Below are 23,993 nucleotides of genomic sequence, written 5' to 3'. Positions count from 1 at the left end.
TAATATGCGTGATCAATTGTCCCCGCGTCGAATCAGCATGAAGCATTTTTTCCCCAGTACCGCCCTCGCTCTTGTCATTGGTCTCGGTCTTTTGCCGATGTCGAGCAATTCGTTCGCAGCCAACAGCTGGGACAAGCTTCAGCCCGATCGCGACGAAGTCATCGCCAGTCTGAACGTCGTCGAATTGCTCAAGCGTCACCATTACAGCAAGCCGCCGCTCGACGATGCGCGCTCCGCGATCATCTACGACAGCTACCTCAAGCTGCTGGATCCATCGCGCAGCTACTTCATGGCCAGTGACATTGCCGAATTCGACAAATGGAAAACCCAGTTTGACGACTTCCTCAAGAGCGGCGACCTCAACGCCGGGTTCACCATCTACAAGCGCTATCTGGATCGCGTCAAGGCGCGTCTGGACTTTGCCCTTGCCGAGCTGAACAAGGGCGTCGACAAGATCGACTTCACCACCAAGGAAACCTTGCTGGTCGACCGCAAGGATGCCCCTTGGCTCAAGACCACCGCCGAGCTCGACGACCTGTGGCGCAAACGCGTCAAGGACGAAGTGCTGCGGATGAAGATTTCCGGCAAAGAGCCAAAGCAGATTCAGGAAACCCTGACCAAGCGTTACAAGAATCAGCTGGTGCGTCTGGACCAGACCCGCGCGGAAGATATCTTCCAGGCGTACATCAACACCTTCGCCATGTCGTACGACCCGCATACCAACTATCTGTCGCCGGATAACGCGGAGAACTTCGACATCAACATGAGCCTGTCCCTGGAGGGCATTGGCGCCGTGTTGCAGAGCGATAACGATCAAGTCAAAGTCGTGCGCCTGGTGCCTGCCGGCCCGGCCGACAAGACCAAGCAGGTCGCTCCGGCCGACAAGATCATCGGCGTAGCCCAGGGTAACAAAGAGATGGTCGACGTGGTCGGCTGGCGCCTGGACGAAGTGGTCAAACTGATTCGTGGGCCGAAAGGCACCGTGGTGCGCCTGGAAGTGATTCCGGCCAGCAATGCGCCGAATGACCAGACCAGCAAGATCGTGCCGATCACCCGCGAAGCGGTGAAGCTTGAAGATCAGGCGGTGAAGAAGTCGATCCTCAGCCTCAAGCAGGATGGCAAGGACTACAAGCTCGGCGTCATCGAGATCCCGGCCTTCTACCTGGACTTCAAGGCCTTCCGTGCCGGCGATCCGGACTACAAGAGCACCACCCGCGACGTCAAGAAGCTGCTGACCGAACTGCAGAAAGACAAGGTCGACGGCGTGGTCATCGACCTGCGCAACAACGGCGGCGGTTCCCTGCAGGAAGCCACCGAACTGACCAGCTTGTTCATCGACAAAGGTCCGACCGTGCTGGTGCGTAACGCCGACGGCCGGGTCGATGTACTGGAAGATGAAAACCCGGGCGCGTTCTACAAAGGCCCGATGGCGTTGCTGGTCAACCGTTTGTCCGCCTCGGCGTCGGAGATCTTCGCCGGTGCGATGCAGGACTACCACCGTGCACTGATCATCGGCGGCCAGACCTTCGGCAAAGGCACCGTGCAGACCATTCAGCCGCTGAACCATGGCGAACTGAAACTGACCCTGGCCAAGTTCTACCGGGTTTCCGGCCAGAGCACCCAGCATCAGGGCGTACTGCCGGACATCGATTACCCGTCGATCATCGACACCAAGGAAATCGGCGAAAGCGCCCTGCCGGAAGCGATGCCGTGGGACACCATCCGTGCGGCCATCAAGCCGGCGGTCGACCCGTTCAAACCGTACATCACGCAGCTCAAGTCCGAGCATGATATGCGCTCGGCCAAAGACGCGGAGTTCGTGTTCATCCGCGACAAACTGGCCCTGGCCCAGAAGCTGATGGCCGAAAAAACCGTCAGCCTCAATGAAGCCGACCGTCGTGCACAACACGCCGATATCGAAGCCAAGCAACTGGCCATGGAAAACATCCGTCGCAAGGCCAAGGGTGAAGAGCCGCTCAAAGAGCTGAAGAAAGAAGACGAAGATGCCATCGCGGCCGAGCCGGACAAGACCAAACCAGAAGACGACGCCTACCTGAGCGAGACCGGGCGGATTCTGCTGGATTACTTGAAACTCAACACTGCGGTCGCCAAGCACTAAGTGCTTACAATCAGGATGATGGCAATTTAGTGCTGACGCTCCCCGGAGTGTCATCAAATAGACATCATTCTGTCGTGAAATAAAGGACCGGGAGCTTTGCGCTCCCGGTCCTTTTTTTATCGCCAGAGATCGCCATGACCACAACCGAACAGCTGAGTGCCTTGAGCTCAATACTGACTCAAAGCGGTTTGCACAGCCTGTTCCAGCCGATCATTTCTCTCTCCGAACGACAAATCATCGGCTACGAAGCCCTCAGCCGTGGCCCCTCCAACAGCCCGCTGCACTCCCCCATTGCCCTGTTCGCGGTAGCCCGCCAAGCCGGTCGCCTCAGCGAACTGGAAATCGCTTGCCGCCAAAGCGCTTGCCGACGTTTCAATGAACAGCAACTGCCCGGCAAACTGTTCCTCAATGTATCCCCGGAATCCCTGCTCGAAGCCGCCCACCAGCCCGGACGCACCCTGCAACTGCTGCAGGATTTCGGCATACCGCCGAGCCAGGTGGTGATCGAACTCACCGAACAGACCCCGACCGACGATTTCCAGTTGCTGCAAACCGCCCTGCATCACTATCGGGCGATGGGTTTTTCGATTGCGCTGGATGATCTGGGTGCGGGTTATTCGAGCTTGCGGCTGTGGTCTGAATTGCGGCCGGATTACGTCAAGATCGATCGGCACTTCATCGACGGCATCCATCAGGACGCGCTCAAACGTGAATTCGTCGGCTCGATCCTGCAGATCGCCAAGGCTTCGCGGGCAAAAGTGATCGCCGAAGGCATCGAATTGCCAGAAGAACTCGCCGTGCTGACCGAAATGGGCGTCGATCTTGTGCAAGGCTATCTGCTCTGCCGGCCCCAGGAGCATCCGCCCCGCGATGCCCGAACCTTGATGCCCAAACCAACCAGCGCCGCAGCGATGCTGAACGAGGACGCCAGTGACCTCAGCGCCCTGCTCAACGACCAACCGGCGATGGCCAGCGACACCCCGACCGCCACCGTACTGGAAGCCTTCCGCCGCCAGGCCAACCTGAACTCCCTGGCGGTACTCGACAAGCAAGGCCGGCCGTGCGGCATCGTTCACCGTCACTCACTCTCCGACGCCCTGCTCAAGCCGTTTGCCACCGACCTGTTCGCCCGCAAACCCATCAGCCGCTTGATGAGCGACGACTTCCTCGCCGTGGAACTGAGCCAGTCGCTGCAACAGGTCAGCCGCCTGATCACCAGCCGCGCCCGCCAACGCATCGAAGAAGACTTCATCATCACCCTCAACGGCGGCTATCTGGGCCTGGGTCGAGTGATCGACGTACTCAAACTGATTACCGAACTGAAAATCCAGCAAGCCCGCTACGCCAACCCGCTAACCCTGCTGCCAGGCAACGTGCCGATCCAGCAATGCCTGACACGCCTGCTACAACAGGAACGGGAGTCGGTGATCTGCTACGTGGACATCGACAGCTTCAAACCCTTCAACGACATCTACGGCTACGGTCGCGGGGACGAAGTCCTACTGTGCCTGGCGCAATGCCTTAACGACCGCGTCGACCCATCCCGCGACTTCGTCGGCCATATCGGCGGCGACGACTTCCTGCTGGTGCTCGGCCCGGAAGACTGGCGCAAACGCCTCAACCAACTGCTGGACGACTTCCACAGCCAATGCCGACGCTTCTACCGCAGCGAACACCTGGAAGCCGGCTGCTTCATCGCCCCCAACCGCCAGGGCGTACGCCAGGAGTTTCCGCTGCTGTCCCTGTCCATCGGCGTAGTGCATCTGCATCCACAGGCCTGCGGACAGCTCGATGCGAGCCAACTGGCGGAAATGGCCTCACAGGCCAAACACCACGCGAAGAATGTGCCGGGGTATAGCGTGCATGTGATTGACTGTCTGGCGGTGCCGACAACTAAGGAAGCGTTGGTTGCCGGACATCGGTGATTTGCCGTATTTGATCTTGAACGCAAAACCTGTAGGAGCGAGGCTTGCCCGCGAAGAACGATAACGCGTAATACTTGAAAAACCACGGTACATCCTTCGCGGGTAAGCCTCGCTTGTATGTTTGCGGATTTGTTTGCCCCACCGAATCCGTAGGAGCCGCCGAAGGCTGCGATCTTTTGATCTTGCTTTTGTGGCAAGGCCCCCTCGCCACAAAAACCACTCGGCTCTAATCCGAAGACCGAGCCCTCAACCGCCGCCCAATCACATCCAGCACATCACAGCCATCCCTCAGTGGAATGGCGCAGAGCAAGGCAAAATCACTGAGAATCATCGAATCGCACTCGACTGAACCGCGCATGGACAGGTTCTCAAGCACTTGGGTGACGGCGCGAATTCGATAGCTGGCGGCCTCGGTCAGAATGTCCAGCGGCGCGTGGGTGTCGACGAATAGGGTGGGCATGTCGGTGCAGTTGCTGGTCAACGCCATGAAGCGGTTTTTGGGGTGGGGAATTGGTTTTTCGTAGGGTGGATCAGGATGAAGTGTTGGCATTTGAGACCTTCCGATGAAAATGGGAGCTGCCAAAAGCCTTCCTACAGGCTTGGGTGGCAGCTATACGCGGGGTAGGAATACCGAGCATCGGAAACTCGACCACGCCGAAGCGTGCCCGCGCACAGCCGCCGCGACAGATATTACGGACGCACATTGACGGCCGCAAATCTGACTTCGATTGCTAACGCATTACCGATGCTTAAAGGGTTCCTACACCCCCTCACTGATATTCAGTGACCACCAAAGCCTAGCGATCGAACTCACTGCGCACCAGTTCACGAAAACCGCCACAACTTGAAGGAAACTTCCGAAGACCTTGCCCAGAAATTTCGTTCAAAAAAGGCAAACGTGGTGGAAGGCTTCGCTGAAGCTTGGCTTGATTTCTCCACCGTGGGTTAGCCGCTTTCGAGCTATAGCTGCCGGAGGCGACAGGCAGAAATCGGCCGATTTTGTTGAAAAAGTCGGCCATGGTTTCCACGCTAGAAAAGTACGCGTTTGAGATTGAAATCTTTACTTTTGGCAGAGGCTTCGGACGCGGATTTCACGTAGCAGCGCGTAAAAAAAACGTTTTCACCAGTCAATGATCAGGCAGTTTAGGCAGACCGACTTTTTCAACAGAATCGGCCAATAGCGGACGCTCGATCCAGGGAGCCTCGGTCAATAGCGTTCGACTTGTCTACTAATGGGGGGACGATTCAGCAACATATTCCGCACCAGCAAGACCGAGTTGACGTAACACAGTATTTCAACAAATTGAAAGCCAACTTCAGTACCACGATCAGACTACGAGATGGGAATTGTCGTTTGGATAAAGTAGAACTAGTTCCTAAAAAATCAGCATGCTCCACTGGAAAGATAGGCTCCAGCAAAAAAATTAAAAGTACTCACTGGTCATCATGTGAGATCTCCTCCATTAGGCCCAGTGTCATCATGCTTTCAATGAAATGCTGCGCTACTCCTCCTCCGGGTAGATCAATGTAGTTGCTGCGTGTTCTGAAAAACTTCCGCTCGTAAACACAGTAAAGGTTGTCGGTGCCAATGTATGGAAACTGAATGTTAATGTAGATCAATGCTACCTTCGGGTACTGCTTCAAAACCTTTGCCAACGTATTGCGCCACTGCCCATATAGCCTCTCGACCTTATCTCTCGCATCTTGAATAGATTCAGTGACAGCCCCTTCTTCCGCTGTCCAAAATTCTCTGCTCAAGGATAACGCAGCGATACCATGATTTCCTTTGGATACACGTTTTGATACCTGACTGCAGGTTTTTTTGGCAATCTTTTCGACGCCGCGCTCCGCGAATAGCCTCTTACACTCGACGGGTACGCTGACGTCATCATACATGAAGCGAATATCGGCTTCCTCGCCATGAGACGGAATATCGACTTTCATACCAAAGGCCAACATATTAGATATAACGTATAGCTGGAAGCAGAAGTTTCTTGCTTTGTTCCCGGATGAGTTGGAAGTCTCATCTGCTAGGTAGTGAACACCCTTCAGGCATATCGATATTTCTTCTCGACTAATTCCTCCACGACGCTCTGCCACTTTTATTATGACGTAGAGTTCGTTTAGCTCGACGAGGGCCCATGCCTCCTCGTCGGTAAGTTCAGAGGTATCCAAAAAAGCACGTACAATCTTTAGGTGATGTTGAACTCTAGTGCCATTCAAATTATATCCTTCTCGCTCCAGGTACTCTCCAACATACGACAGGCGACTCATGCTCTGTCTATGAAAATGGCTTGTGTCAATGTTCATACGGGCCTCAACATGCGTCGAAGTTAAAGGAGCCATGTCTGGCAGCAATGCAAGGTAGTCTAGATGGACGCGGTCGTTTCGGTAAACCCTCGCGCGACGCGCAAATATCCTGGGCCCACTGCATCTCCACGGCCAGGCGTACCACATCGATGCTTGGGCGGCAGACACGATCCAACGTCCAGACGAAGTCAAGGAAGATCGGGAATGCCCAGTCCGGCGCAAATTGGAATGATGATTCTCGGGATTTCTAAAGCTTAGACGTTGGAGTGAGGTCCAGATACGCGAGCGGGATTATGCTCCCAATGACTTCGGTAATTCAGTTGCACAATCGAACGTTTTACTGATGGTTTTTGTATAGTTGCTTTCAGCTTCGAGTGCTTGGCAGGGCGGCTGGTCAGAGGGCGCAATTGAGAATGCTCTTAACTTTCATCACTGCGCAGCGGTTGTATTTTGTTGTAACTTACGTTTATAGCTAATATTTACTATAGGAATTCTCCCGCGTAAAAGTGTGAATTTTCGCCAGTTGGCCAGCTTGGTTAGAAAAATTAGAGAATTCAGTTCGGATAGTTGCTCAATTTCTGTTTGGCGCTCTATAAATAGCCATAGGCATACTTGTCTTACGTTAAACTCTGCGCCATTAACGCTCGTAATAAAGGAGCTCCGCTCGAGGATGCTAAGTGATGCCATCGCCTGATCAATGGCATAATTAAGCTTTTGTGGTTCTCCAATTTTTACGATAAAAATTGTTTCATCCCTAAAAAGATCAGCAACTTCCACTGCCGCACCTTCGGGAGCATCGAGATTTCGGTCCCCGTCGAAATACCCAAAATTTTCAGCCAGGGTTACATTAACAAAACGCTCAGCGTATTTAACGCTGCCCGTTTGCTGTGCTTTCCAGGCCGCGAACGCCTCGTGATCAAAGAAAGGCATTTCATCGGAAAATCGGATGTCAATTCGATTGACTTCATGGCGAATGGTATTCAAGTAAGTTAGGTCATAGCGATGCCATCTACCATTCTCAAGATAGTAGCCTTCTTCGTCTTTGTAATCTAAGATGGTTTTGAGGCTTGCTATCTGCCTCTCGTCGTCATCACCTAAGATTGCGACTTTGGCATTGAATAATGCTTGATAATCCCCATTAAAGTCTTCGTGTGCAATGGTGCGAAGCGTTGTCCTGTCCAACTCGTCGTTAAGAATTAGCTGTCGACGGGCCGTTCTGAGCACGTAGTCCCGCTCTTCAGGAAACATGAGAGCGATACCGCATAGCTGGGTTGGGCTAATGTCGGCCATGTATAGATTATTTTCAATCGCATCAATCAACTTTTGATCTTGTGCAGCAATTATGTCTTCCTGACTAATGACAATGCGACGAGGGATATGTTTTACGACGTCCCCCTCAAGCACTCCAACTAATCTCTGACATATCAGATGACAGTTTTCTACACTGAATTTTCTGTGCCTAAGATGAACTGAATGCCCGCAACTTATATTACGACCCCACATTCCAATATCAATAGGAATACCTCTGATGTAATCCACAGCTTCTCCGGCTTCATAGGCTAGATCTGAAATTATTTTGTATGTGTCGATACTTCTCAAGCGGCTTCCGGCCAGCTCTTGCGAGCTTTTAATTTTGAACGAACTTAGTAGCCGGGCAGCTACGTCCATCCCAAAGTCGAGATCTGCGAATTTCGAAATATAGAAGTGTGCCGCGCCGTAGCTTAGTACAAATACTTGATCATCGAAGATTACGATCACAGCAGCAGCGTAATGATGAGCGTTTTTTTCTTCGATTCTAAAAGTTTTTGCCAGATCGGCTATCCACTTTATGGAAGTGGGATACGGGTTCTGTGTGAAGAAAAGCTTTAGACTGAAACGTTTATCTTCGTGTTCTCGCTCAACTTCCTGCACTAAAGTAAGATTGTTTTCGGTTAATGACTCTTCTAAATTATTCAGTTGAGTGTTATATATTTTAAAAATATTTAGAGCCGGCATTTTCAATCCCTTGGCTACGAAAACACTCACCTGATAATACTGTCAGAATCAGGTCTGAAATATCCACATCGGGAAAGCAGACGAGTAAACCTGTAGATTTAAGGCTAGCACAAAGCCACCCCGAGGCAGTCCGCTCTTTCTGTAGAATTAGCTAAGCTGCTTGAGACTGGAAGCAGTCACGGTTTGGAGGTCGACGATTGGTCGTCTGCTGCCCGTCACCACAGCAGCTTTTGGCCGACCACGGGATGTCGTGCGAAGGCGAAAACTGATCGGAAGCGGGAGAAGAAATTTGTCTACAAAACTTAGGGAAATTCGACCATGACCGGAACCAATGGACAGATATCGCCTGAATCTAGAAAAAAAGGGGAAAAAGGAGACGGGTTCATTTTTTGACACTGCAGAGAAATAAATCCATTCCCTTTTTCCGCTCTGATCCGAAACTATGAATCGCTCGAAGCTGCATTCTTTGAATCAGCTGACGGCGTGGGTGCAGACTCTGAATCGGGACCACTCAGTAGCGATTTTAATATTGCACCAACACCGCGTTTTTTGGCGAACGCCTTGTACAGCTTCGGAGCCTCGTTTGCTAGTTCAGCAACGGCAATGGCCATTGCGTGCTTAAGTTCCTGCGAATAGCGATATGCAGTGATTTGCTCCGCTCTACTATCCAAATACTGGATCGTAGACGTGGAGACTGCTACGTGCCGCGCGAGGTATCCTAACAGTGTCATTAACCTACCTACTTCTCTTGGATCGGCTGGCTGGAGCTCGACAATCAGCGCGCCAAACTCGCCTAGCATTTCCGTGTTACGCTCCGGTAGCGCCGCATCAGAGTACATCAATGTCCTCAAGTCCGTGCCTAGAGCATTCTTTATACTTTGCTCTATCACGTTCAGTAGCGACCGAATATTTCTAATTACATTTCCAGTAAGCGAACTTGACTCCGCATCGGTAACAACTCCGCTGAGCAGGTTCAGAATAGAGTTTTTTGCAGCCAAACTTGATTCGAGTCGACATTCTTTTTCTGATAAATAATTTAGCACTGCCGAGCAGTTTGGAGAGTCGCCTAGCAACACTTTGCTCCAGTCAGCCTCACTACGATCCTTCGCTGTAAAAAAATCTACCGCTTTTTTAACGAAGTTACTATAAAGCTCCGATTGATTTTCTAAGATCAAATTGATCAGCGCAATATCCATGAGAGCAATTTGATCAAGCTCATACTTGATATGGACCTCCCAAGCCCCAAACCAATTTAAAACATCGACCTCATCAACGTCGAATTGCCGAGTTAAATTAGTAAGCAGTGAGAAATTCTGCGCCACCCAATCGGTATTAAGTCGATGAATGGCTCGTTCCTGAATACACCACGCAAAAATACCGGCTATCTCTTTTGCAACGCTTGCATTGGTTAAGCCGCTAATTAAGGAGCCTGAGGTCACGCATGCTCGCAATAGCAGTCTGAAAGTTTCAGTATTAGAAACTTGTGAAAGATTTTCAACCTTAGCTAAATTTGCAAAATCGTTAGCACGTAGGAAAATGGCCGCAATCGCGGCATCCCCTATCATTGTCCTACCTTCGAATGTTTGAGCAGCGATTATGGCTACTTGGGCAGGATCGATTTTTTTTGATGCCAATGCTAGACCAATCAGCACCCCTTCATTGTTAGGATTGATACTAAAAGCTGTCATCAGACTATCGACGTCAACGGCGCTAAGTCCTTCGACAATATCTCCGTCCAGCCGGCGGTTCTCGCATAAGAAATTCAATGCCAAAAGCCGGTGATCAGGTTCCAACGGTATAAATGATAGTGGCTCTTCCGTGGAACTTGCGATTTGACGAACAGCGCTAGTCCTCGCAGACTTTGATAAAGTAAAATCGCTACCGGCAATGACTTTTAAATCAGCGGAAGGGATAACGATATGGAATAAATATTCAGCTGAGTCAACATCGACTTGACCCACGTCCTGGCCCAGCGCGGCTAAGCATCTGTCATATTCCATGAGCTCTGCTTTACGACTAGGTATGCTCGCCACCGTAACGGGCTCATTCAAGACAGAAAAAACTTCGGTTTCGAGCTTATCCTTTAAACCGTCGAAAAGAGATACACGCAACCCTGACTCTCGACAATATTCCAACGCATCATAGAAGGCGTCCTGATTTGAGCCACCATCACCTTCATAATTCTTCGCTTCCGAATTTACAATTGCCATGACTTTAACTAATTCGCTATTTTCCAGGAGCTCTCCAACTAGCTGAATAGTCAAAATCAAATGTTTGCTTAGCTGATTTTTCGCAACGTAGCGCTTGAAGGCATCCCAAAAACCGAACATCGAAACCAGTGACTTAAATTTCTCCGCGTCATCGCTAGCAATCGCCTCGGCAAGAGGCTCATCAATCAACTCTGCAATTGCGATATCGCTACTGGTCAAGAAATGGATCTGCAAAAACTGGATCTGCCAGCCAGTATGCATGTTAGTCCCAACCGTATCGGTCAGAAGTTGCTGAGTTGCGGCTAAATCCTTAAGCTCCCCATCTTCGAAATTTTTCCCGTATATCTCGGACAGTCCTCCGACTCTAATAACTTCGGCTAGAGGATGCTCCGTGTATTTGCAGAGCAATAGGTGCGCTGCGATACAAACTAAATTTGCAGAATCCCCCAGTATAAGTGAGGCGGTCGCGATATCATTAATGAATCTTTTTTGTAGCCGAGGAGTAACCAGCCTGCCCATCATAGGACTATGCCGCTGTAAAAGCTGGGCACATTTATCCGCTAATGCATGGTGCTCTGCGGGATAAGTGCTCTCCCATAGCTTTTGGAATCCCGTTTTCCATCCGGATGCGATAACTGGGGGAGAACGGAAAACTATTGGGAATTTTTTAGCTATAAAATCCCTTGAATCGTAAGTGCCGTCTTGGTCAGAGCCAAGATACTTCGCAACCTTATTTGAACAGAATGGAACAATGACCGTTAAATTCTTCGCCTCTGATGCCCAAGTAAAAATTTCCAAATCGCTCCAGACTGCTCTGAGACTGTCTTTCGGTAGACGATCCAGATTGTCCAGCACAACGACGTAATGTCGATCACCTAACAGACTAAGTTGCGATGTTAACGTTCTCTTTAGATCAAGTGGCGTCACATCTTTCGAGATTCGAATTTTCTCAGTAACTGTATCATCTGTCCCCCCTTTAAACAGATGCCAGATACTCCAAGGCTCCCCATTAACCTCCGTATCCTTAAGTTTTAGATATGCTGCCCCTAATATGAGGCCTGGGCTCAAAAGGGAAAAACCATGCAAAAAATATAGCCACAATGGCACCGGAGTAGTGCTTCTTGATAAAGTGAATAGCTCTTTGAATGAACTGGAGCAGAAAAAAAGCGCAACAATCAAAAGTAGAGCCCAAACACTAACTCGACTGATTGTGTTTTTTGTATACGTGTAATGCCGACCCAAGGCCTTATCGCGGCTACTTGTCAAGACCTCCCTAGTCGCCTTATTACTTCCAACTGAACTCAATAGCTCCTCTGTAAACAACTCGATGAAGTTGCTTTTTATTGAGCCTTGATAATTTTGTTCGCAATCAAAAAACCAGACTTTGTAGTTCGGATTTCCTTTCTCGAGCTTTTGCTCAACCATCTTGAGAATGGAGCTTTTACCGGAACCAAACTCACCATCCAAGCCTATTACTTGAGAGTTATCTGCTCCTAACAAATAATCAGAAATCGCCGTAGCGACCTTGTCATGACTTCCACCTGGGAAGACATCTTCAAGTGCGGGATGTTCGCTTTGAAAATTAAGATTGGACACAACAAGTCTCTTGAGTCGCCATTGTTCTATCGAAGATAGCACATCGACATCAAAGAGGATGCTCAAATGGATCCATTCTTGCGGGACGTAGCGCGATGGGCATCATACCCCCGCTTCTGCTCAAGGAGCTGACGATGCCTCGTCACATCTAGCTGAGCGGCCTGCATCAGCGAGATGATTACATGCTATTGAATCTCTGAAGTGAGCTTGGGGCACGTACTTTCCTGGCTGAGGGTCGTCTGAATGACGATCGATTTGTCCACCTATGCCTTCAGTTCGTAGCATGTTCTTTATTCGTAACTACGCTCAAGGTGAATCGCCCGACTTTCTTAGGCATGTCGAAATGACTGCTTTTGGCCGATTCTGTTGAAAAAGTCGGCTTCGGTTATCACGACAGAAAAGTATGCGTCTGAGATTGAAATCCGTGTTTTGCGCAGAAGGGTTTGGGCTCAGATTTGACGTAGCAGCGTGCAAAAAAGGAGTTTCCACCGCTCAGTGTATGGCAGGCCAAGCCGGGTCGACTTTTTCAACACAATCGGCCGAAAGCAGCTCGCCATAGAATTTATATTTGACCATCGTTAGCCCCCCACAACTCTAGCTCATCGAAGAACATCGAATCACTGCTCAGCATCGCCGCCCTCCACCCCTTTCAACTTAATCTCAGCCAACGGATGCCCGGCCTTCAAGGCAATACGCCAAAACCGCGCCGCTTCCACCGGATCCGGCGCCTTGCTCGGCGTCCCCGCGAGGCAGATCACGCCCACCTGATACGCCGCCTTGCCATCCCCTGCCAACGCGGCCAGGCGCAGTAATCGTACGCCTTCCTCGCGAGCCCCAAGACCGACCCCGCGAAAGGTCAGGATGTGGCCGTAGAAGCTCTGGGCGCCGACATCGCCCAGGTTGGCCATGCGCGCGAACTGGCCCTCGAGCCAGCGCCAGCCGCGCGGTTGGCGCACAAACCACGACCAGTGGAACAACCGGCGGGCCAGCCAGTAACCGGCCCGCGCTTTGAGTCGTAGGAACACTCAGGCTTCCGCCGACTCGGGGTACTCGTATTCGAACACCCGCACCACCTCCGAGGCATGCCAGGACGCGGCAGCCACACCGTCGGACGGTCCGGAGAAGCGCCCGAGGCGCTCGACGCATTCGAAGAAGCCGGTGCGCGGCAAACGACTGGCGCCCTGGCTGATCACCAGCGAGCTGCGCAGTGGCTGCTCGGCCCTGGCGTCCAGCGCGGCCAGGTGCTCAAGGGCGGCGGTCAGGGTTTGCATGGCGGGCGTGGGTAGCTGCAATCGCTCCAGCAATGCCCGATAAGTCAGAAGATGGCGCTGACGGCGCGCCTGATCCAGTTCCCCCAGCAATCCGTCCCAATGTTGACGACTGATGCGTACGCTCACGATTCATCCCTCCATCCTGGCACCGTCAACTCCCAGGCGAGGCTGCGGCGAATAGCAGCGTCGGGTTGACGCTCACCGCTTTCGATCAAGGCGAGATATGACGGGCTGATGCCTACCGTGCGGGCAAGCGCCTCAATGGCGATGCCCTTCCCTTCGCGCAAACTGCGTAGTTGATCCAGACCCGGAAGAGTCTGGTCTGATGTGGCCGCGGGACGCACTGTGGCTTCGCGCGGTGGTTGTTCGTTGATGCCTGCTGCTTTCAGTAGAGCCTGATACTGAGCCCATGGCAGAACCGCATATTCTGGTTCGCCTTCGCGTGTAATTATCTGAATATCCATGACTACCCCGTAGGACAACGACACGTAGCGAGTCGGCACTTTTCCTTAGAAGTGTAATCCTAACAGCGGCCAAGGTCGCGGGGGGTATGAATATGGATGATCCTGAATCGGTTCAGTTTTTTTTCGGGCCCTGAAGTTGCAGCTGTTCCGGGGTATCGGGCAGGCGTTCAACCACTGCGAGTTTTTCCGGCGCCTGACGCTTGCGCCAGGCGCGGAAGGCGTTGAGTTCGTCATCGAGGACTTTCATCAGCCAGGCCAGGACGGCAATGTCGTCGAGCATGCCGAACACCGGGATGAAATCCGGGATCGCATCCACCGGGCTCAGGAAATACATCAGGCCGGCCACCACCGAAACCATCGCTTTCGGGCTGATGGCCCGGTACTCGCCACGCCAGTAGGCCAGGCAGAGTGCCTGTAACAAGCGCAGATCGTCCTTAAGTTTGCCCAGACGATTACCTTGGCTCGCGCCTTTGCTGGCAACCGCGAACAGCAGGGTCGGCAAACGACCACGGGCGAGCAGGCGCCCGGCCATTGGCAGGAAGCGGGCGAAATTCCAGGGCATTTTCATCTTTTCCTCCCACTGAAATGTTATCCACACAAATTGTGGATAACCTTGTGAACAGAGCTGCATTTCACCGCTGGAGGCCCCGTTTCACAAGGGTCTTGCTCAGATCGGGCGTTTTTTACTCACATAAAAAAACCCAAGATTTCATTGACTTGGCGCACCGGTACGTCTAGCTCGGGCACTCTCACTGGCTATGACTGCAGCGTACCGCATCCGTTCGCTTTGTTTACCTTCACCAAACCCCAGATGCAACAACGCCCCGCATAAGCGAGGCGTTGTTTTTTCGAGCAGACGCGGATTACTTGGCGTCGTCTTGTTTGGCTGGATCCTTGATGCCCAGCAGCTCCAGGTCGAATACCAGCACCGAGTTGGCTGGAATCGCCGGGCTAGGGCTTTGGGCGCCGTAAGCCAGGTCGCTAGGGATGTACAGTTTGTACTTCTCGCCAACGTGCATCAGTTGCAGGCCTTCGACCCAACCCGGAATCACACCGCTGACCGGCAGATCGATCGGGCTGCCGCGCTCGACGGAGCTGTCGAAAACGGTGCCGTTGGTCAGTTTACCGGTGTAGTGAACAGTCACTACGTCGGTCGGCTTAGGCTGTGCGCCATCGGCCTTCTTGACCACTTCGTATTGCAGGCCGGAAGCCGTGGTGACGACACCGGCTTTCTTGCCATTCTCTTCGAGGAATTTCTTGCCGGCGGCTGCCGACTCTTCGCTCATCTTGGCCAAACGCTCTTCGGCACGCTTCTGCAGCGCTGCGAAGGCTTCAACCAGTTCCTCATCCTTCAGTTTCTGTTCTTTCTTGCCGACGGCATCTTCGATGCCTTGGGCTACGGCTTTGGAGTCCAGATCATCCATGCCTTCCTGAGCCAGACTTTTGCCCATGTTCAGGCCAATGCCGTAGGAAGCTTTTTGCGCCGGGGTTTTCAGCTCTACGCTGGTCTGCGAATCACAACCCGCAAGTACCAGGCCAACCAGGGCCACCGCCGCCGCCAACCGATGCTGTTTCATGCTATTTCCTTGTTCATGCGCCTAAAGGGCAATCGAGTAAAGCCGCGAGCTTATCAGGCGGCCACGACCAATGGCTACCGGCATGAGAGCAGGAAACTTCCGATAAGTTCAGGTGTTTAAACGCATTTCGGGATTAGAACGATGAAGCTTCTGTCATCTGGCTCTCACAGCCCCCGATGCCGGTTCCCATAGCCCTTGGCGTAATGGCCTCTTGCCGCACTTCATCAGCTGAGGCATAAGAGAGCTACAAATTGACAAGGATGTTTATCGTGCGCCTCATAATCCGCTTGCTGATTCTGATCGCAGTACTACTGGGGCTGGGCCTCGCCGTGGTGCTGTACTACGTCGCCAACCCGAAATTACCGGCCTGGTCACCGGCGCAACAGGTGCATTACCTGGAGCAATGGAGCGCCGCAGACCGCCAGGCCTACTACTTCACGCCTCAAGGCACCCAGGTCAAAGGCTTGCGCTATGACTGGTTCAACGCCCTCGAACTGCCCTTCTCGCAAAAACGATTCGCCGCTCCCGAATACCTCGCACGCTTTGGTTTTCTGATCGATCCGAGCCAGAAAGCCACGCCAGACAACCCTGGCAACCTGCCCGTCGGTTTCGCCCGTCATCAGAATCCGGGCAGCCAGGAAGAGTTTCTGGACATCACCTGTTCCGCCTGCCACACCGGCGAATTGCGTTTCAACGGCCAGGCCGTGCGCATCGACGGCGGCTCGGCCCAGCATGTGTTGCCATCCAGCGTCCCGACCCTGCGCGGCGGCAGCTTCGGCCAGGCACTGGTGGCCAGCCTCGCCTCGACTTACTACAACCCGTGGAAATTCGAACGTTTCGCACGCAACGTCCTGGGCCAGGACTATGACGCCCGGCATCAACAGCTACGCCAGGACTTCAAAAGCTCACTCGATACCTTCTTGAAAGTGGCCTGGAACGATACCCATCGCGGGCTCTACCCCACCGAAGAAGGCCCCGGCCGTACCGACGCCTTCGGGCGCATTGCCAACGCCAGCTTCGGCGACGCCATTTCGCCGGCCAACTACCGCGTGGCCAACGCGCCGGTGGACTACCCGCAACTGTGGGACATGTGGACCTTCGACTGGGTGCAGTGGAACGGTTCGGCGCAGCAACCGATGGCCCGTAACATCGGCGAGGCCCTGGGTGTCGGCGCCACGCTGAATTTCTTCGACGCCAGCGGGCAGCCCCTCAAGGGCGACGATCGCTACCCGTCCAGCGTCCGGGTGCGCGATCTGCACCGGATCGAACAAACCCTGCAACGACTCAAGCCGCCCGTCTGGCCGGAAGCCTTGCTGGGCTCCATCGACAAACCGTTGGCCGCAAAAGGCCGCGCACTATTCGCTGAAAACTGCGCTGGGTGCCACGTCCCCCGCGTCACCCAAAGCGACGGCAGACCGGTGCACCACCTGAACTTACTGCCCGTGGAGGTGATTGGCACAGACCCCGGCGCCGCCAACAATATTGCCGACCATCGCTTCGATCTGACAGCCCTGCAGTGGGATCCGGCAGAGCTTGCGCAACTGGACGTGCAATTGCATCCAAAACCCACGGAGCCCTTGGATTTGAGCCAGTTGTCAGTGGCCAAGGGGCTGGCCTACGTCACTGCTTTCGTGGGGAACCAGGCCTATCGCGCAGCCAATGTGACGCCGGCGGAGCGCCCGAACCTGGACGGCTTCGGCTTGCCTATCGGCGTCCAGGAATTACGCAGCTATAAGGCCCGGCCGCTGGCGGGCGTCTGGGCCACGCCGCCGTTTTTGCACAACGGTTCGGTGCCGAGCATTTATCAACTGCTCTCGCCCCAGGATGAACGTGCAACAACGTTCTACAAGGGCACCTTCGAATACGATCCCAAACACCTGGGCTATCGCACCGAAGCCTTCACCAACGGTTTTGTGTTCGACACGCGTATTACCGGCAATCACAACAGCGGCCACGAATTCCGCGACGGCGAGCGCGGTAATGGCGTGATCGGTCGCCTGCTGCAACCGCAGGAGCGCTGGGCGCTGCTGGAATACCTGAAAGTGTTGGGCGGCCCGCTGGAGTCGCAATTGCCAGACCACCTCATCAGTCAAAAGGATTGACCCATGCTGATCACGCTCTGGCTACGTCTGGGTGCCTTCCTTGGTAAAACCCTGCTGTGGATGTTGGGTTTGGGGGTCCTCGGCTGGGCGCTGACCATGGCATGGCTCGCCTGGCAACATCGCGGCCCGGTATCGGCTGAAGAACTGATTCCGGACGGCGAAGCGGCGATGACCCGGGACATCATTCAGACAGCGGTGCGGATCGTCGATCAACACCGCGAAAGTACTCGCTATCTGCGCGATGCTCACGCCAAGGCCCATGGTTGCGTGAAGGCCGAGGTTCAGGTGCTGCCGGATCTGGCGACGGCGTTGCGCCAAGGCGTGTTCAGCGAACCCGGCAAAACCTGGCAAGCGACGATGCGTCTGTCCAACGGCAATGCCTATCCGCAGTTCGACAGCATCCGCGATGCCCGGGGCATGGCGATCAAGTTGTTCGATGTGCCGGGTAAACAGTTGCTGAGTGATCGACAAGGGCGCAACGAACAGGATTTCGTGATGTTCAACCATCCGAACTTCTTTGTCAGCGATGTCGCCGAGTATCGTCAGAATGTGGCCGCTCAGGCTGACGGCAAAACGATAATGGCGTTCTTCCCGGCTTGGGATCCGCGCACCTGGCAGGTTCGTCATCTGTTTATTGCGCTGGCGACACTCTCCCCTGCCCCGGCAAGTCCGACCCAGACCACCTACTTTTCGGTTTCGCCGTACAAGTTTGGTGAGGCCAACGTCAAATTCCGGGTAATCCCGGATCCGGAGAGCTGCCCGACCTACACGCTGCCCACGCAAAATCAAAACCTGCCGAACTTCCTGCGCAGTGCGCTGAACCAGCAGCTGTCGACTGATCGGGTGCCGGCCTGTTTCGTGTTACAGGTCCAGCGTCAGGATCCGGGCCAATATATGCCGATCGAAGACACCAGCATCGAGTGGCGTGAACGAGACGCGCCCTTCGAAACCGTGGCCAGGATCAAGCTGCCTGCCCAGGATTTCGACACCCCGGCGCTGAACCTGCAATGCGACAACCTGTCGTTCAATCCATGGTTCGGCCTTGAAGCCCATCGGCCGATTGGTGGGATCAACCGGTTGCGCAAAGCGGTGTACGAGGCCGTTAGCGACTACCGACACAGCCGCAACGGCGAACAATAAGTAAGGCAGAAACGAAAAAAGCGACCCGAACAGGTCGCTTTCTTCAGTGAGTCCGGCAAAAAGCCAAATCCCAGACAGCAAAAAGCCCGCATTAAGCGGGCTTTCTGTGGTGATCTGGCGTTCAGTGTTCCAGATACCGAATATGGCGCAGCGGACGGGACTCGAACCCGCGACCCCCGGCGTGACAGGCCGGTATTCTAACCGACTGAACTACCGCTGCGCGAAACGCTTGAAACGAATGGTGGGTGATGACGGGATCGAACCGCCGACATTCTGCTTGTAAGGCAGACGCTCTCCCAGCTGAGCTAATCACCCTTCGCTTCGTTACGGGACGCATTATGCCACAAGTTTTCGTAAAGTGTTGATTTAATTGAAGTTTTTTTCAAAAAAATCCGAAAACCGGTGAAACGACACAACCCGATGGAACAAGGTACAAACTTGAGACAGAAAAAAACCCGCCTCAGCGGGTTTTTCCGTGGTGACCTGGCGTTCAGTGGTCCAGATTACCGAATATGGCGCAGCGGACGGGACTCGAACCCGCGACCCCCGGCGTGACAGGCCGGTATTCTAACCGACTGAACTACCGCTGCGCTAAACACTTGAAACGAATGGTGGGTGATGACGGGATCGAACCGCCGACATTCTGCTTGTAAGGCAGACGCTCTCCCAGCTGAGCTAATCACCCTTCGCTTCGGTGTGGCGCGCATTCTACGGAGCGACCCAACCTCTGGCAAGCACTTTTTTAAATAATTTTCTCAGGCCTTCCAAAGGCTTAGAGAAGGGTTGGCCTATGACCCGGCGAAGACAATAATGCCCCCTTTGTATAAAGGAGAGACTCACCCCATGTGGTTCAAAAACCTGCTTATCTATCGCCTGACCCAAGATCTGCCTTTTGATGCCGAGGCGTTGGAAACTGCACTGGCCACCAAACTGGCGCGTCCATGTGCAAGCCAGGAGTTGACCACCTACGGTTTCGTCGCGCCCTTCGGCAAAGGCGAAGATGCACCGCTGGTACACGTCAGCGGAGACTTCCTGCTGATCGCCGCCCGTAAAGAAGAACGCATTCTGCCGGGCAGCGTCGTGCGTGACGCAGTGAAGGAAAAGGTCGAAGAGATCGAAGCCGAACAAATGCGCAAGGTCTATAAAAAGGAACGCGATCAGATCAAGGATGAAATCATCCAGGCCTTCCTGCCTCGCGCCTTTATCCGTCGCTCGTCGACCTTCGCCGCCATTGCGCCAAAACAGGGCCTGATCCTGGTGAACTCGGCCAGCCCGAAACGCGCCGAAGACCTGCTGTCCACCCTGCGTGAAGTGATCGGCTCGCTGCCGGTACGTCCGCTGACGGTGAAGATGTCCCCGACCGCGACCATGACCGAGTGGGTTACCACTCAGAAAGCCGCAGACGATTTCTTTGTGCTGGACGAGTGCGAACTGCGCGACACCCACGAAGACGGTGGCATCGTGCGTTGCAAGCGTCAGGACCTGACCAGCGAAGAAATCCAGCTGCACCTGAGCACCGGTAAAGTGGTCACTCAGCTGTCGCTGGCCTGGCAGGACAAACTGTCCTTCGTGCTCGACGACAAAATGGTGGTCAAGCGCCTGAAGTTCGAAGACCTGCTGCAAGATCAGGCGGAGCAGGACGGTGGCGACGAAGCACTGGGCCAACTGGACGCCAGCTTCACCCTGATGATGCTGACCTTCGGCGACTTCCTGCCGGCACTGGTTGAAGCGTTGGGCGGTGAAGAGACCCCACAGGGTATCTGATTGCCTTAGGGCGCCGGCCTTGATCGGCGGCGCCTGGTAAGAAAAGATCGCAGCCTTCAGCAGCTCCTACAGAGGATCGCATTTCAAATGTAGGAGCTGCCGAAGGCTGCGATCTTTTTGCAGGCAACCCAAGTTCCAAGCCCTACCCGCTTTTAAACACATAACAAGGATCAGGCCATGCGCGCACTCGCTGCATTGAGTCGTTTTGTCGGCAACACCTTCGCTTACTGGGTACTGATTTTCGCCATCGTGGCGTTTCTGCAGCCGGCCTGGTTCATCGGTTTGAAAGGCGCCATTGTGCCGCTGCTGGGGCTGGTGATGTTCGGCATGGGCCTGACCCTCAAGCTCGAAGACTTCGCCGAAGTCGCTCGCCATCCGTGGCGCGTGGCCCTGGGCGTGGTTGCCCATTTCGTGATCATGCCCGGCATGGCGTGGTTGCTCTGCCAGGTATTCCACCTGCCGCCAGAGATCGCCGTCGGGGTGATTCTGGTCGGCTGTTGCCCGAGCGGCACCTCGTCGAACGTGATGACCTGGCTGGCTCGCGGCGACCTGGCGTTGTCGGTGGCCATCGCCGCCGTCACCACCCTCCTCGCGCCATTGCTGACACCGGCGCTGATCTGGCTGCTGGCCTCGGCCTGGTTGCCGGTGTCGTTCATGGAGCTGTTCTGGTCGATCCTGCAAGTCGTGCTGTTGCCGATCGTACTTGGCGTGGTTGCCCAACGCGTACTCGGTGATCGGGTTCGTCACGCGGTAGAAGTGTTGCCGCTGGTGTCGGTGGTGAGCATCGTAATCATCGTCACGGCCGTGGTGGCTGCCAGCCAGGCGAAGATTGCCGAATCCGGTCTGCTGATCATGGCCGTGGTGATGCTGCACAACAGCTTCGGCTACTTGTTGGGTTACTTCACCGGGCGCCTGTTCAACCTGCCGCTGGCCCAGCGCAAATCCCTGGCACTGGAAGTCGGCATGCAGAACTCCGGTCTGGGTGCGGCACTGGCCAGTGCGCACTTCTCGCCGCTGGCGGCGGTGCCGAGCGCGCTGTTCAGCGTCTGGCACAACATTTCGGGGGCGCTGCTCTCGACGTATTTCCGTCGCATGAGCGAAAAAGAGGATCGGAAAATCGCTGCTCAGCAAGTGGCTGACTGATCCGAAAACTTGATCCTCGGGTTAATGATGGGCACTCTATCGCGCAACGCGGGGACGACCTCGCGGCTCGATCGAGTGCTTAATCCGGGGACGACCCCATCCATCGATGGAGGTCTTCCATGTCCTGGATCATTCTGTTTTTCGCCGGTCTGTTCGAAGTCGGCTGGGCCGTTGGCCTGAAATACACCGACGGCTTCAGCCGCCCTCTTCCCACCGCATTGACCGTTGCCGCCATGGCCATCAGCCTTGGCCTGCTGGGCCTTGCCATGAAGGAATTGCCGCTGGGCACGGCCTATGCGATCTGGACCGGCGTGGGTGCAGTGGGCACGGTGATCGCCGGGATCATTCTGTTTGGTGAATCCATGGCACTGTTTCGGCTGGCCAGTGTGGCACTGATCATTACCGGGTTGGTTGGGCTCAAGGTCAGCGCTTAGGCCACTGACGTCATCGCGGGCAAGCCCGCGATGACGCCCGCAAAGTCACCAACTATCTAACGGCGCCACGCAAATCCCCCACCATCGCCTGCAACTTCGCTGGCTCAGCCACTTCAACGGCCACCGCCGGCCCCGCCACCAACGTCACCCGCGACCACAACCGACGGAACAAGCCCTTGTTCGGATCGCGGCTGAAGAAACTCCCCCACAACCCTTGCAACGCCAGCGGAATCACCGGCACCGGCGTTTCTTCGAGAATCCGCGTCAGCCCGCCCTTGAACTCGTTGATCTCGCCATCAGCGGTCAACTTGCCTTCAGGGAAAATACACACCAGCTCACCATCCTTCAGATACTGGGCAATGCGGGTGAAGGCTTTTTCGTAGATTTGAATGTCTTCCTGGCGCCCGGCAATCGGAATTGCCCCGGCCGTGCGGAAGATGAAGTTCAGCACCGGCAGGTTGTAGATTTTGTAATACATCACAAAGCGAATCGGCCGACGCACGGCTCCACCAATCAGCAACGCATCGACGAACGACACATGGTTGCAAACCAGCAGCGCAGGGCCCTCATCGGGAATCAGCTCGAGGTTGCGATGCTCGACGCGGTACATGGAATGGCCGAGCAGCCAGATCATGAAACGCATGCTGAATTCCGGGACGATTTTGAAGATGTAGGCGTTGACGCCGATGTTCAGCAGCGACACCACCAGGAACAGCTGCGGGATCGACAGCTTGGCAATGCTCAGCAAGACGATCGACACAATCGCCGACACCACCATGAACAGGGCGTTGAGAATGTTGTTGGCGGCAATCACTCGGGCCCGTTCGTTCTCGACGGTGCGGGACTGGATCAGCGCATACAGCGGCACGATGTAGAAACCGCCGAAGACTCCCAGCCCGAGGATGTCGATCAACACCAGCCAGGTGTGACCGAAGCCAAGGATTTCGATCCAGCCATGGCCGGTAACGCTGTCCGGAATTCCACCGGAATGCCACCACAGCAACAGGCCAAATACGGTCAGGCCGAATGAGCCGAACGGCACCAGACCGATCTCGACTTTGCGCCCGGAGAGTTTCTCGCAAAGCATCGAACCCAGTGCAATACCGACCGAGAACACGGTAAGAATCAGCGTCACCACGGTCTCGTCGCCGTGCATCCATTCCTTGGCATACGCCGGGATTTGCGTCAGATAAATCGCCCCGACAAACCAGAACCATGAGTTGCCGACGATCGAACGCGAGACCGCAGGGGTTTGCCCCAGGCCCAGCTTCAACGTGGCCCAGGACTGGCTGAAGATATTCCAGTTCAGGCGCATTTGCGGCGATGCCGCCGCAGCTCGGGGAATGTTGCGGCTAGCCAGATAACCGAGCACCGCAATGCCGATGATTGCCGTGGACACCACCGGCGCGTAGTTGCTGGCGGACATCATGATGCCGGCGCCAATCGTCCCGGCGAGAATTGCCAGGAAGGTGCCCATTTCCACCAACCCGTTGCCACCCACCAGCTCTTCTTCGCGCAAGGCCTGCGGCAGGATCGAGTACTTCACCGGCCCGAACAGCGCCGAGTGGGTGCCCATGGCAAACAGCGCCAACAGCATCAGCGACAGGTGATCGAACATGAAACCGACCGCGCCCACCGTCATGATGACGATTTCCCCGAGCTTGATCAGACGGATCAGCGCGTCCTTGGCGAACTTCTCCCCGAACTGCCCGGCCAGCGCCGAGAACAGGAAGAACGGCAGGATAAACAGCAGCGCACACAGGTTGACCCAGATCGAACGGTCACCCTCGATGGTCAGCTTGTACAGAATGGCGAGGATCAGCGACTGCTTGAAGATGTTGTCGTTAAAGGCCCCAAGGGACTGCGTGACAAAAAAAGGCAGGAAGCGCCGAGTGCGAAGCAAGGTGAACTGCGAGGGGTGACTCATCTTCCATGTGTCCCTG

General features: G+C 54.6%; 17 protein-coding genes and 4 tRNA genes. 7 read left to right on the top strand and 14 right to left on the bottom strand.

The features are described from left to right. Window positions 1-37: 37 nt before the first annotated feature. Window positions 38-2,119, top strand: a complete 2,082-nt coding sequence (locus ACEN8R_RS04170; RefSeq protein ID WP_167331168.1) for a carboxy terminal-processing peptidase — start codon at window positions 38-40, stop codon at window positions 2,117-2,119. Window positions 2,120-2,253: 134 nt separating this feature from the next. Next, the gene (locus tag ACEN8R_RS04165) at window positions 2,254-4,044 is read left to right on the top strand and encodes a bifunctional diguanylate cyclase/phosphodiesterase (RefSeq protein ID WP_018925170.1); all 1,791 of its coding nucleotides are present in this window, start codon (window positions 2,254-2,256) and stop codon (window positions 4,042-4,044) included. A gap of 226 nt (window positions 4,045-4,270) precedes the next feature. On the opposite strand, the gene ACEN8R_RS04160 is transcribed toward ACEN8R_RS04165, so the two are convergent. The 9 genes from ACEN8R_RS04160 to bamJ form a co-directional block, all read right to left on the bottom strand. After that, complete coding sequence (locus ACEN8R_RS04160) at window positions 4,271-4,594, bottom strand: hypothetical protein (RefSeq protein WP_026286336.1); 324 nt, start codon at window positions 4,592-4,594, stop codon at window positions 4,271-4,273. Between the two features lie 884 nt (window positions 4,595-5,478). After that, window positions 5,479-6,318 carry a hypothetical protein gene (locus tag ACEN8R_RS04155; protein WP_495624583.1) on the bottom strand — a complete coding sequence of 280 codons (840 nt, stop codon included), beginning with the start codon at window positions 6,316-6,318 and terminating at the stop codon, window positions 5,479-5,481. Window positions 6,319-6,783: 465 nt separating this feature from the next. After that, window positions 6,784-8,349: a DUF6119 family protein gene (locus tag ACEN8R_RS04150; protein WP_018925167.1), complete on the bottom strand. Its 1,566-nt coding sequence runs from the start codon at window positions 8,347-8,349 to the stop codon at window positions 6,784-6,786. Between the two features lie 440 nt (window positions 8,350-8,789). After that, window positions 8,790-12,155: a P-loop NTPase fold protein gene (locus ACEN8R_RS04145; RefSeq protein ID WP_018925166.1), complete on the bottom strand. Its 3,366-nt coding sequence runs from the start codon at window positions 12,153-12,155 to the stop codon at window positions 8,790-8,792. A 617-nt stretch (window positions 12,156-12,772) separates the two neighbouring features. Continuing rightward, on the bottom strand, window positions 12,773-13,180 hold the full coding sequence (locus tag ACEN8R_RS04140) for an SEL1-like repeat protein (RefSeq protein WP_018925165.1): 408 nt from the start codon (window positions 13,178-13,180) through the stop codon (window positions 12,773-12,775). After that, entirely contained in the window at window positions 13,181-13,552 is a 372-nt protein-coding gene (locus tag ACEN8R_RS04135; protein ID WP_007898892.1) for a hypothetical protein, read from the bottom strand. It lies immediately after the preceding gene. Then, window positions 13,549-13,890 (bottom strand): helix-turn-helix domain-containing protein, encoded by a 342-nt coding sequence (locus ACEN8R_RS04130; protein ID WP_026286335.1) that lies wholly within the window; start codon window positions 13,888-13,890, stop codon window positions 13,549-13,551. The genes ACEN8R_RS04135 and ACEN8R_RS04130 overlap by 4 nt, the downstream gene beginning before the upstream one ends. A gap of 112 nt (window positions 13,891-14,002) precedes the next feature. Beyond that, window positions 14,003-14,458, bottom strand: coding sequence for a YkvA family protein (locus tag ACEN8R_RS04125; protein ID WP_028940036.1), 456 nt, complete (start codon window positions 14,456-14,458; stop codon window positions 14,003-14,005). A 295-nt stretch (window positions 14,459-14,753) separates the two neighbouring features. Next, window positions 14,754-15,467 (bottom strand): BamJ family beta-barrel-assembly machinery protein, encoded by a 714-nt coding sequence (gene bamJ / locus ACEN8R_RS04120; RefSeq protein WP_018925162.1) that lies wholly within the window; start codon window positions 15,465-15,467, stop codon window positions 14,754-14,756. A 269-nt stretch (window positions 15,468-15,736) separates the two neighbouring features. On the opposite strand from bamJ, the gene ACEN8R_RS04115 reads away from it, so the two are divergent. Together ACEN8R_RS04115 and ACEN8R_RS04110 are read left to right on the top strand one after the other, a co-directional pair. Beyond that, the gene (locus tag ACEN8R_RS04115; protein ID WP_018925161.1) at window positions 15,737-17,569 is read left to right on the top strand and encodes a di-heme-cytochrome C peroxidase; all 1,833 of its coding nucleotides are present in this window, start codon (window positions 15,737-15,739) and stop codon (window positions 17,567-17,569) included. 3 nt (window positions 17,570-17,572) lie between these two features. Next, window positions 17,573-18,709: a catalase family protein gene (locus ACEN8R_RS04110; RefSeq protein ID WP_018925160.1), complete on the top strand. Its 1,137-nt coding sequence runs from the start codon at window positions 17,573-17,575 to the stop codon at window positions 18,707-18,709. Window positions 18,710-18,852: 143 nt separating this feature from the next. Here the strand turns inward: ACEN8R_RS04110 and ACEN8R_RS04105 are convergent. The 4 genes from ACEN8R_RS04105 to ACEN8R_RS04090 all read right to left on the bottom strand — a co-directional run bounded on the left by ACEN8R_RS04105 (window position 18,853) and on the right by ACEN8R_RS04090 (window position 19,394). Further along, window positions 18,853-18,929 (bottom strand) — tRNA-Asp (locus ACEN8R_RS04105). Between the two features lie 19 nt (window positions 18,930-18,948). Beyond that, window positions 18,949-19,024: transfer RNA gene (locus ACEN8R_RS04100), tRNA-Val, on the bottom strand. Between the two features lie 198 nt (window positions 19,025-19,222). Further along, window positions 19,223-19,299, bottom strand: a tRNA-Asp gene (locus tag ACEN8R_RS04095). 19 nt (window positions 19,300-19,318) lie between these two features. Then, a tRNA-Val gene (locus tag ACEN8R_RS04090) sits at window positions 19,319-19,394 on the bottom strand. Window positions 19,395-19,552: 158 nt separating this feature from the next. Here ACEN8R_RS04090 and rdgC point away from each other — a divergent pair. From rdgC to sugE, 3 genes are all read left to right on the top strand, one after another. Next, the gene (gene rdgC / locus ACEN8R_RS04085; protein ID WP_007936132.1) at window positions 19,553-20,473 is read left to right on the top strand and encodes a recombination-associated protein RdgC; all 921 of its coding nucleotides are present in this window, start codon (window positions 19,553-19,555) and stop codon (window positions 20,471-20,473) included. A 177-nt stretch (window positions 20,474-20,650) separates the two neighbouring features. After that, a complete protein-coding gene (locus ACEN8R_RS04080) occupies window positions 20,651-21,616 on the top strand; it encodes a bile acid:sodium symporter family protein (RefSeq protein WP_018925159.1) in 966 nt (321 codons plus the stop codon). 119 nt (window positions 21,617-21,735) lie between these two features. Then, complete coding sequence (sugE, locus tag ACEN8R_RS04075; RefSeq protein WP_018925158.1) at window positions 21,736-22,050, top strand: quaternary ammonium compound efflux SMR transporter SugE; 315 nt, start codon at window positions 21,736-21,738, stop codon at window positions 22,048-22,050. A 52-nt stretch (window positions 22,051-22,102) separates the two neighbouring features. Here sugE and ACEN8R_RS04070 read toward each other — a convergent pair whose 3' ends face one another. Further along, window positions 22,103-23,977 carry an MFS transporter gene (locus ACEN8R_RS04070; RefSeq protein ID WP_018925157.1) on the bottom strand — a complete coding sequence of 625 codons (1,875 nt, stop codon included), beginning with the start codon at window positions 23,975-23,977 and terminating at the stop codon, window positions 22,103-22,105. Window positions 23,978-23,993: the final 16 nt, after the last annotated feature.

It is taken from the genome of Pseudomonas sp. Pseusp15, from assembly GCF_059492165.1.
Note: the sequence above shows the minus strand (reverse complement) of the source record. Positions and strands in the feature narration are given on the sequence as shown.

Bases quoted from the DNA above. Each gene is read 5' to 3' on its own strand.
- ACEN8R_RS04150 (WP_018925167.1), bottom strand. From the start codon at position 8,349: ATGCCGGCTCTAAATATTTTTAAAATATATAACACTCAACTGAATAAT.
- ACEN8R_RS04130 (WP_026286335.1), bottom strand. From the start codon at position 13,890: ATGGATATTCAGATAATTACACGCGAAGGCGAACCAGAATATGCGGTT.
- rdgC (WP_007936132.1), top strand. From the start codon at position 19,553: ATGTGGTTCAAAAACCTGCTTATCTATCGCCTGACCCAAGATCTGCCT.
- sugE (WP_018925158.1), top strand. From the start codon at position 21,736: ATGTCCTGGATCATTCTGTTTTTCGCCGGTCTGTTCGAAGTCGGCTGG.
- ACEN8R_RS04110 (WP_018925160.1), top strand. From the start codon at position 17,573: ATGCTGATCACGCTCTGGCTACGTCTGGGTGCCTTCCTTGGTAAAACC.
- ACEN8R_RS04080 (WP_018925159.1), top strand. From the start codon at position 20,651: ATGCGCGCACTCGCTGCATTGAGTCGTTTTGTCGGCAACACCTTCGCT.
- ACEN8R_RS04155 (WP_495624583.1), bottom strand. From the start codon at position 6,318: ATGAGTCGCCTGTCGTATGTTGGAGAGTACCTGGAGCGAGAAGGATAT.
- ACEN8R_RS04070 (WP_018925157.1), bottom strand. From the start codon at position 23,977: ATGAGTCACCCCTCGCAGTTCACCTTGCTTCGCACTCGGCGCTTCCTG.
- ACEN8R_RS04160 (WP_026286336.1), bottom strand. From the start codon at position 4,594: ATGCCAACACTTCATCCTGATCCACCCTACGAAAAACCAATTCCCCAC.
- ACEN8R_RS04125 (WP_028940036.1), bottom strand. From the start codon at position 14,458: ATGAAAATGCCCTGGAATTTCGCCCGCTTCCTGCCAATGGCCGGGCGC.
- ACEN8R_RS04165 (WP_018925170.1), top strand. From the start codon at position 2,254: ATGACCACAACCGAACAGCTGAGTGCCTTGAGCTCAATACTGACTCAA.
- ACEN8R_RS04170 (WP_167331168.1), top strand. From the start codon at position 38: ATGAAGCATTTTTTCCCCAGTACCGCCCTCGCTCTTGTCATTGGTCTC.
- bamJ (WP_018925162.1), bottom strand. From the start codon at position 15,467: ATGAAACAGCATCGGTTGGCGGCGGCGGTGGCCCTGGTTGGCCTGGTA.